The following is a 9,184-nucleotide window of genomic DNA, read 5'->3' as shown; positions in this document are numbered from 1 at the left end:
AGAGAAACGCCAGGTCTCTATCGTCGCGGCGTCGTCGCACTCACCACCGCTGAATAGGAAGAGTAAGAACCGTTCGTGCTGTGCGACCGTAAGCGGTAGGAATAGGTGCGGTTGCCCACCACCGCCGCATCATAGTAGTAAACGATTGAACCAACGCTGCTCGCCGTGCTGTCCGTGAGGGTGGTCAGGGGAGCAAAACTCCCTCCGTTCTCCGAGCGCTCCACGACCACCGAATCCTGCGTGTTCGAGTTGTTGCGCCACCCGATGCGAACGCGAAGCGGACTCGAATACGTCCCCACGACAAGCCCGCTCGGCGCTAACGGCACGCCCGGCGTAACGACGTCGAGCGTCGCCCCGGTCGAGTACCCGGCGACGTTGAACGCGCTGATGCGGTAGGAGTACCGGTAGGCTGGTTTATACGACTGGTCCTCGAAGTTGTCGGTAAAGAACCCCGTGTTTGCGGCGACCCAGCCAATCTGCTTGTAGGTAACGCCATCCGCAGAGCGTCTCACCTGGAAGCCGTTTTCGTCGGTCGAGCCGTCGGCCCACGATAACGAAACTTGATTGGAACCGTTCACCCCCGAGAGGTCTGAGGGCGAGGCGGGAACCGCCGTCGCGGCGGGGAGGGTGGCGTTCGGCACCAGCAGGAACGACCGTGATGCGGTACTGCCCACCGGCCGGTAGTAGCCGACGATCAGGCCGCCTTTGTTCACGGCCTTGGCGACGGTGACACTTGCCTGGGGGCCATTCACGGTCAGCGTGTTCAGATCCCGCATCCCGGTTGCGGAATCCCACACGAACGCGCGGTCTTCCCCGAAGGTGTTTCGGGAAGTGCCGACCACCGTGAGCAACGCACCCACCTCCGGGTTGTTGGCTACATAGGCGGAACTGAACAGCCACTCCGGTCCGCTCAGGTTCTGGACGGAATACCCGCTCCCGTTCGGGGTCCACAGAGCCGCCTGCGACTGACCGCCGACAAACGTATGGCCGACGATAGACCCCGTCTGATTAATCCGAAGGGCAGTGCCGCCGGTTCCCAGCGTTGGTAAAATGGTGGTCCCTGCCGGAAGGCCGTAGGCAGGAGCGGGCAGCCAGACGAAGGGCTGGATCGTCGCGCCGCTGCTTTGATCGAAGTATCCCACGACCTGATCCAGGTTGTTGATGCTCTGGGCGATTCCACCGGAAGACCCGGTAGGGCGGGGAATAGTAGTGGCGACGAAACTGCCGTTCACCAATCGCCAGATGGTTTCGAGGGAACCGCCCTTGTTCGGGTAGATGGTTCCGGCAACCGAGCCGTTGTCGTTGATACCAAAGGCCCAGGAGTGAACATTGGATAGCTTAACCCCGCTCAGGTCTGTCCGCCAGAAGAAGGCGTTCTGCGGCGACGTGTATCCGCTCCCGAGTGCCTGACCGGCGAGTTCCCCCCACTTGTTGATGCCGAGACTCTGGCTGTACGGGTGCGTGCCGTCGGTGGTGACGAGAGCCATGAGCGAGTTGATGTTCCCGCTCCCCTGAAACCAGGTGCCATTGACCGGAGTAATCCGGAACGCGCGCATGTTGGTGCCGTCGTAGGTATGACCGGTAATCTGTCCGGCGTCGTTAATGTCGGTTGCCTCAGCAGTCAGGTTGAAGGCGGTGCCGAGGTCCACGAAGGTGTACGCGGGCGTGGTCTGGCCGTGCGCCAGTGGCGCGAGCATTGCTAATCCCAGCGTGGAGGCTGTCAGCAATACAGCCTTGAATCGATTCATAGTTTAACTCCTTTGAGAACGGATAGCGCCATTGAATAAGCCTACTCTCTCAAAACTCTCTCAAGATTTCAGGGCCGAAGAAATAACAGAAGAAATACTTGATATTGTTTTGCCCGGGCCGATCAAGAGCCCGATCGCGTCTTCCCAGTCGAGCTGCTCCCCCTCGGTCACCGCGCGCGTATAAGCCGCCTCGCCTAACGCGTCACGCACTCTCGCAATCAGGCGCAGCTCTATTTCCTGCTCACCGGGCGGAACTTGAATCCCCTCCGCTGCACGCAGGGCGCGGAGGGCGGCGAGGAGCTTGGCGGCGCTCGTGTGCTCGCCATTTAACGTGGCAACACCCGCCAGACCAGAGAGACACTCCGCGAGCCCCTCGTTCTCCTCCAGGTCACGGAAAATAGGGAGGCTTTCAACGAAGTGGAGGCGAGCCGACTCCGGGTTGCGTTGTGCGAGCGCGAGATGGCCCATATTATTGAGCGAGATGGCTATGCCAGAGCGATGCCCGATTTGTTTGCGAAGGGTCAGTGCTTCCGCATAGAGCTTCGCTGCCTGTTCCACATTTCCCCGGCTGCGCTCCACACTGCCCAGGCTGTCCAGGGAGTTCGCCAGCCCATAGAAATTGCCCAGGCTCCGTTTGAAGCGGACGCTCTCAATGAGCAAGCGGGCGGCACGGTCCAGATCCCCCTCATCCTGTGCCAGCACGCCTAGATTATTGAGCAGGATAGACGCGCCCCGCCGGTCGTCCAAGGCCCGGTAGAGCGCCAGTGCCTCCTCATAGTGCGCAAGGGCTTCCTGCATCTGTCCTCGCTCCAGAAGGGCATTGCCCAGCAAGTTCAGTGTGGCGGCCAGCCCACTGTTGCCGCCCAGCTCGCGCCAGAGTAAGACACTCTCTTCTAGCAGGCTCCTTCCCTCCTGGTCATCACTCTGGTCGAGCGCTAGTGCGCCCGCGCCAGTCAGCGCCCCGGCCCGCAGTTCGCTCCGTCCGTACTCGGGATGCTCGGCTGGAACCCGCGCGAGGGCATCGTGCAGTCGTCGTCTTCCCTCCGTCAGGTAGCCGCGAATGGACCAGAAGTACCAGAGGCCGCCACACAGCCGCAGGTGCGTTTCCACGCGCTCCGGCTCCTGCGATGCCCAGACAATCGCGGCGCGCAGGTTGTCGTGCGCCTCCTCAAGGCGGTGCAGCCACTCCTGCTGATGCTCGCCACGCAGCTGAGCCTCGCCCTGCTGTGTGAAGCACTGATAGTACGCCGCGTGCGCCTGCTCCGCCTGGGCTCGATCGTCCGCCTCTAGCTGCTCGCAGGCAAAATCGCGGATGGATTCCAGCATCCGAAAGCGCATCTCGGCGACGCCCTCTTCGGTTTGGATCAATGACCCTTCCCGCAGCTGCGCTAGCATATCCAGGGTCAAGGGTTCGCCAGTGACGGCTTCGGCGGCCTCAACCGTCCAGCCGCCGCGCAAGACGCACAACCGGGCGAAGAACTGCTGCAGCTCCGGCGAGAGCAGACGATAGCTCCAGTCAATCGCCGCCCGAAGCGTTCGTTGCCGTTCCGCGACCCCGCGCTTGCGGCTCACCAGCAGCTCAAAGCGGTGCGCCAGTTGGTTGAGCATCTGGGAGGGCGTCATCACCAGAGCGCGGGCAGCCGCCAGCTCTATGGCCAGGGGAATGCCCTCCAGGCGGTTGCAGAGTTCGGCAACAGCGGCGGCATTAGTGTTGGTTACTTTGAAATCTGGCTTCACCGCCTGCGCACGATCCACGAAGAGCTGCACACTCCCATAGACACCCAGGCCCTCGGGGGTGTCGCCGCTACCGCCGGGAGTCGGCAGTGGAGGAACCACGAACTCGTGTTCCCCCGAAAGCCCCAGCAATTGCCGGGAGGTTACGAGGCAGACCAGTGAGGGAACCTCCTGGAGTAGGCGCTCCACAAAGTCCGCCCCGCCCTCCACTACCTGCTCCATATTGTCCAGCACAAGAAGCGAGGGATTCTGTGAAAGCGCACTCACTGCTTGCGAAAACGCATCCTCACCAGGTGATCGAGGAAGGCGCATCGCCTCTAAGAGAGCATCTGGCAGCAGGTCGGTATCGGCGATATCCGCGAGCGGCACGAACCAGACGGCTCCGTGGAACGCCTCCACGAGGCGGGCCGCCGTCTCCACCGCGAGGCGCGTCTTGCCTGTTCCCCCTGGCCCGGTCAGCGTGACCAATCGCGCCGCGCCGTCGTCTGTTCTTAGAAGCGCTTGCACTCGCGCCATCTCCGCTTCGCGCCCAAAGAAGCGGGTAAACTGCAGCGGCAGACTGCCCGTGTGCGCACGCTCGGCGCGCAGCGGTGGGTACTCTTTCTTCGCCATTGCGGCGAACTCAACCTGAAACAGGCGCTCCGGTAGCTCCACATCCCGTAGTCGGTAGACGCCGATGTCGCGCAGGCGCACCTCTGTCTCCAAATCACGCCTCAGCAGGCTACTGGTCGCCTCGGAGCAGAGCGTCTGACCGCCATGCGCCGCATTGAGTATCCGCGAGGCCCGGTGGAGGGTCGGGCCGTGGTAGTCGCCCTCCTCTAGCTCCGCATCGCCGGTATGAAGCGCCATGCGCACCAGAACCGATCCGATGCCCTCCGGCCATGCCTGCGCTCCCAGTGCCCGCTGTCCGGCGACCGCGCAGGCAAGGGCATCCCCCACACTGGAAAACGCCGCCATAAACCCATCACCTGCCTCTTTGAACTCGTAGCCGCCGTGCCGATGAAACTCCTTGCGGAGCAGCGCGTGGTGCAGACTGAGTGCCGCGCGGAACGCTTCCCCCTTCTTCTCCCAGAGCCCGGTTGATCCCTCTATATCCGTAAGCAAGAAGGTAACCGTTCCGGTAGGAAGCGCCTCCGCCGTGGGCATGCGAAGGGTTGCCGGGCGCAGCAGGGGGGGCAGCTCCACCACCTGGGTTTGTTCGTACGCTTGAGTTTGTTCGTATTCCCGCCGCTCAATCTCTTTCACCTGTTGGCGTAGCGCACTCCCCGGCACTTCACCAAATTCCTGATCCAGCAGACGTTCCAGCTCGCGGTACTGACGCAGGGCGGCAGACGGCTGCCCTGCCCTTGCCAGTAAGCGAATCAACTCGCCATGCGTCTCCTCGCGAAGCGGGGACGTCTCCACTGCCTTGTGGGCGTACTCAATGGCGGCGGCTAGCTCTGATGATTTCTCGAGGAGCGTGGTCAGCTGGCGCAATGCTTGGAGATACCGCTCCGCAAGTCGCTCCTGCTCAGCAATCGTCCACTCCTCGTAAAATCCGGGCAGGAGCGGCCCCGTGTAAGTCTCCACGGCAAGCCGCAGGGCATCCACTTTCCGGGCATCTTCTCGCGTCTGGGCAGCAGAGCGTAGCGCCTGCTCGAAGGTCGCCACATCCGTCGTAAAGGCGTCCGGGTTCAACTCCACCGACCAGCGATCCGCGACAATAACGGATCCCGAAGGCGTTCCGGGTAGCTCCAGCTGACTGCGGAGCGAGGAGAGTGCAAGACTGAGGCTATGACGACCGGATTCCGCTTCTGCCTCCGGCCAGAGCATTTCAATCAGGACTTCACGCGGATGGCTCCGGTGGCGGTGATAGGCGAGGTACGCCAGAAGCACCGCGGTTTTCTGGGTGCGGAAGCGAGAGATAGTGCGCTCTGTCTGTCGGGCACGCAGTCCACCAAACATCGAAATAGTCCACGGTTCGTTCATGCTGCTCTATTTTCCGTGTTCGCAATGGGGTTGGTTAGCGAACGAAGAAATGTTACCTGCAGGGTCTCTCAAAACTCTCTCAATCGCGCCAACTCCTTTGCGACGAGGATAGGAATACAACGAAAACCTTCCTTAAAATGCACATCTGCACACCCTCATAAGAGACTTCGAAGTCTCAAAAATTTAGATATCATCAACCGATTTCTTGTCCGCTTACTTTCCACTTTTGGAATAAGTCCCGCTGCTTATCTGGGCGATCAAAGACGGCCAGGAGACGTTCACGGCTCGTCGGGCTAACCTTTCCCATCTCTGCCGAGTAGCGCTCTCGCTCGGCTTCACAGAAGCTCTGGAAGGCTTCGTAGGGTGCCCCACCCTGACTCTCCAGTGCGGCCAGTTCAGCTACTAATTCCGCAGCAGTTATCGGCGGAGCGACAGCCACTACACTTATCGGCTCTTGCGGCGCTGGCTCCTCTTCGGCGACGAGGAGAGTCTCGTCACCGAAGAGCCCTTGGCGCACAGCATCCCCCACCCCAAGGTCTGCCTGTTTCTGGGCGATGGTGGGAACGAAGACTTCGCGTTTCTCCAGTTCGCCCACACAGATTTTGTCGAAGTAGGCTCCTGGCCGGTCTAAGCCTTGTTTTGCATTGCCCCCTAGACGCCTCTGTGTGGCCCGTAGAGCCGCTTGCCAGGCTTCTAGCGCCCCTTTGCCTTCTGCGACCTCCCAGAGCTGCTGAAAGCGTCTGAGGCTCCCCTCGTCTCCTGTGAGAGCGACGAGTTCTGAGACGGCTTTGTCTCGTATGGCATATATGCCCCTTCCCTCCTCGTTGGGCGTTGAGGGAGCTGGGTTTAGTGCTTCGTCCTCGCTAACGTTCAACGCTTCTGTCTTCTTATATCTATGTCTTTTTACTACTGCGTCTTCTTTGGCGGAAAAATTCTTCCGGTCACTCTCCTGGGGCGGGACATAGACGGAGCGAACCTCTTCAATCCAGTAGACGTTAGTCTTCATGTGTCCCCGTTGCTCGATTGAGATAAGTCCTCGCCCTTGCAGCTCGACCAGGTGATTGCGGATGGTGCGCTCCGTGGTGCTGCGGCGCTCAGCGAGCTTGAGCTGGCCGGGGAAGCAGCTTTCTTCTTGGCGTGCGAAGTCCAGCAGCATCATGTACGTCACCTTCGCTCCATCGGAAATAGAGGTGTCGTACAGAACGCAGTTCATCAGCATCGTGTACCCCTTGGCGTCTACAGGGCTTCGATACTTGAACTCTGAATTGGCTTCAGTGCTGGCCACGGCTCTTACGCCTCTCCTCGCTCAATGGCTTCCACTGTCTCAAAGTAGAGTAGTAGTGCGTCACGAACGACATCTTGTTTCTTGCGACCCGTGGCGAAGCAGTGCTCCTCCACACGCCGGTCTAGGCCTGGTGCGAGCTTGATCGTCACTGTCTTCAAGGCAGGCGCATCGTCACCAGCTTGCTGGACAGTCGCTTTAATGGTTTGCAGTACAGATGACGGGGCAGCTTGTTTGCCTACCTGCTTTCTGACTGGCTTACTTACAGGCTGGTCAGCTTCCTGACGTGCTGACTGCCTTTCTTTCTGTATTTCTGGCTGGCCAGTCGTATGACTTGTCATATTGTCATATGACTGACTTTCTTTATTGTCTGTTTCTGGCACGGTGGCTTCCTGAGCCTCTCGCTGCTTCTTCACGTTCAATGCGCGTAGTTCCGCTAGTGGGGTGCTCATGCTATTTCTCCTTCGTGGTGCCAACGGACGCTGCTACCGGCCATTTCTTGAGCCGAGCCATTTCCGTCAGGGTATTGGTGACTTGCTCCTTTGTGATGGGTTTACTATCGATCACAAAGGCATCAAGGAAGAGGGTAGAGAGGAACATGCAGACGTCTCTTGGAACCCCCTTTGTAATCCGATACACCTCGACCAAGGCATCATCAGTCAGGAAGGCGGTTAGGTTAGGCATGGAGTCCGCAGTGCCCTTGGCAGGTTTGTTCTTCAGCTTGGCCCCGGCCACGGTAAGGCGGTGGGCTATCATGCCTTGAAAGTCGTCGAAGGAGAGAGGGTCAAGGTGGCCGGTAAAGGCGATGCGACTGGTGAAGGCGTCCTTGGTGCGTAGCTTGTTGGCGAAGTTGTCTTGGGCAATGAGGATAATGGTGATGAATTTCTCGGTGGCTGTCTGGAAGTTGGTCAGGTCAACGATAGTGTCGAAGTTCTCCGGGTGGATCTTCTGGGCCTCGTCGATGACCAACACGGCATGCCGACCGGCCTTGTGGGCCTCCAGGAGGAACTCCTCCAGAATCGAGCGATTGGCTGCATAGTTGCGGGCACTCTGCTGGATACCAAAGCCATCCATGATGCGCCTTAAGAAAGCAGCCCGGCCCCGATCATCGGCAGTGGGTAAGTAGGCGACAGCCTTGGTAGGATCGCCGTCCCAGTCGTTGATGAGCATGTTGGCCGTTGTCGTCTTCCCAGAGCCGACAGGGCCGGTCAGCACGGCAAGACCAGCTTTATAGTCCGCAGCAAAGCGCATCCGTCCCTCTGCGAGCTTGTGCCCTAGTGAGCGAAAGGCAAAGCGCGGATCAGGCATGACCGTGAAGGGAATTTCCTTCAACCCGAAAAATGGTTCGTACATTATCCTCCTCGTTCACGGAAGTCACTTCCGCGTAACAAAGTTACGGGATTATACCTGCTGAAAACATTTTTTGCCAAGTAGCATTGCGAGGGTGAGGAATGGAGACCCCAAAAATTCTGCCCGCTCTCTGGAATCAAGACTTCCGTAGTTTTCTTTTTTGTGCCTGAACCCATCGTCGGATGGCTTTTACTCGGGTTCGCAACTTCAGGGCTTGTCGAATCAGGATGGAGTCGTCGTGCTCTGAAAAGGAGAAGCCGTAGCGCGAGAGGGCTCGCCAGGTGAGCGGGGCCAAGCGCTCACCCGTCAGGAGTGTATAGAGTGGGCAGAGGTGCCCGATGAGCAGCGCGATCTCCGCGATAGCCAGGAAGCTACTTGGAAACCACGGGGTGGGTTTCTTGGGAAGGTAGCCTGTCCCATACCAGAAAAGCCATCCCAGACCTGCACTGTAGGGGATGGCAAAGACGCATTCCCGCAGGTTACGAGCCATAACAATGACCCGAGTCCCAACTTGGATCGCCTCACCTTCTGCCCCACAGGACTGACAGAACCGGTGCCCGCTCCCGCTTGGAGTACGGTTGTCGCACTGCTTGCAAATATCGTAGCTAGGCTTGCCGCAATCAGAGCAGTAAAAGAGGGCGGGCTTATTGCCGCGCAAGCGAGTCCGGAGCGGAATGGTATTGATCGCTCCACAATCGCATAAGTATCGAACGTTTCTCATGGATTTTCCCTTCGTGCCAGTATGTCGATCAGAGCATATGGTCTGTTTCTTAGAGCACATTGCCGACTTCGCTCTGGATGCAGATGTAGGTCCAGCCTTCCCGCAAAAGCGAGCACACCCAGATCTGTTCGCGGCCCAGACCAAGAGGAAACCTGGGGAGTGAGTAGACGCTGGTGACATGCCCTCCCGATGGGAGATTGGTCTCATTTGTGTAGCTGTCCGATTCCGAGATGTCTCCGAAGTCTCCGGAGCAGTGCCGGGCGATGAGCGTCTCCGAGGATATGTGGGCAGCTCTCAGAACACCTTGGGCTGTCGCAGAGATTGAGATGGTGCCTGGCTCAAAGCGTCGCTCCGATTTGAGCCAGGAGGGAATCGAGTGGG

At 59.3% G+C, this 9,184-nt stretch carries 7 protein-coding genes; all 7 read right to left on the bottom strand.

Annotated features, from left to right (window positions below; all coding sequences use genetic code 11):
• Positions 1–17: 17 nt before the first annotated feature.
• A complete protein-coding gene (locus tag ACH2EH_RS20145; RefSeq protein ID WP_395144504.1) occupies positions 18–1,748 on the bottom strand; it encodes a hypothetical protein in 1,731 nt (576 codons plus the stop codon).
• Positions 1,749–1,808: 60 nt separating this feature from the next.
• On the bottom strand, positions 1,809–5,450 hold the full coding sequence (locus ACH2EH_RS20140) for a tetratricopeptide repeat protein (protein ID WP_395144503.1): 3,642 nt from the start codon (positions 5,448–5,450) through the stop codon (positions 1,809–1,811).
• A 193-nt stretch (positions 5,451–5,643) separates the two neighbouring features.
• Positions 5,644–6,663 (bottom strand): helix-turn-helix domain-containing protein, encoded by a 1,020-nt coding sequence (locus tag ACH2EH_RS20135; RefSeq protein WP_395144501.1) that lies wholly within the window; start codon positions 6,661–6,663, stop codon positions 5,644–5,646.
• A 77-nt stretch (positions 6,664–6,740) separates the two neighbouring features.
• Positions 6,741–6,893: a hypothetical protein gene (locus tag ACH2EH_RS20130; protein ID WP_395144499.1), complete on the bottom strand. Its 153-nt coding sequence runs from the start codon at positions 6,891–6,893 to the stop codon at positions 6,741–6,743.
• 292 nt (positions 6,894–7,185) lie between these two features.
• Positions 7,186–8,085 (bottom strand): ExeA family protein, encoded by a 900-nt coding sequence (locus ACH2EH_RS20125; RefSeq protein WP_395144498.1) that lies wholly within the window; start codon positions 8,083–8,085, stop codon positions 7,186–7,188.
• A gap of 133 nt (positions 8,086–8,218) precedes the next feature.
• Positions 8,219–8,803, bottom strand: a complete 585-nt coding sequence (locus ACH2EH_RS20120) for a hypothetical protein (RefSeq protein WP_395144496.1) — start codon at positions 8,801–8,803, stop codon at positions 8,219–8,221.
• 49 nt (positions 8,804–8,852) lie between these two features.
• On the bottom strand, positions 8,853–9,184 hold a 332-nt coding region (locus tag ACH2EH_RS20115; protein WP_395144494.1), incomplete at its 5' end, for a hypothetical protein.

Source organism: Armatimonas sp. (assembly GCF_043760365.1).
Taxonomy (GTDB): domain Bacteria; phylum Armatimonadota; class Armatimonadia; order Armatimonadales; family Armatimonadaceae; genus Armatimonas.
This window is presented reverse-complemented; position numbering and strand designations above follow the sequence as displayed.

Excerpts from the sequence above, each read along its gene's own strand:
- ACH2EH_RS20120 (WP_395144496.1), bottom strand. The coding sequence starts at position 8,803 with ATGAGAAACGTTCGATACTTATGCGATTGTGGAGCGATCAATACCATT.
- ACH2EH_RS20145 (WP_395144504.1), bottom strand. The coding sequence starts at position 1,748 with ATGAATCGATTCAAGGCTGTATTGCTGACAGCCTCCACGCTGGGATTA.
- ACH2EH_RS20135 (WP_395144501.1), bottom strand. The coding sequence starts at position 6,663 with ATGAACTGCGTTCTGTACGACACCTCTATTTCCGATGGAGCGAAGGTG.
- ACH2EH_RS20140 (WP_395144503.1), bottom strand. The coding sequence starts at position 5,450 with ATGAACGAACCGTGGACTATTTCGATGTTTGGTGGACTGCGTGCCCGA.
- ACH2EH_RS20125 (WP_395144498.1), bottom strand. The coding sequence starts at position 8,085 with ATGTACGAACCATTTTTCGGGTTGAAGGAAATTCCCTTCACGGTCATG.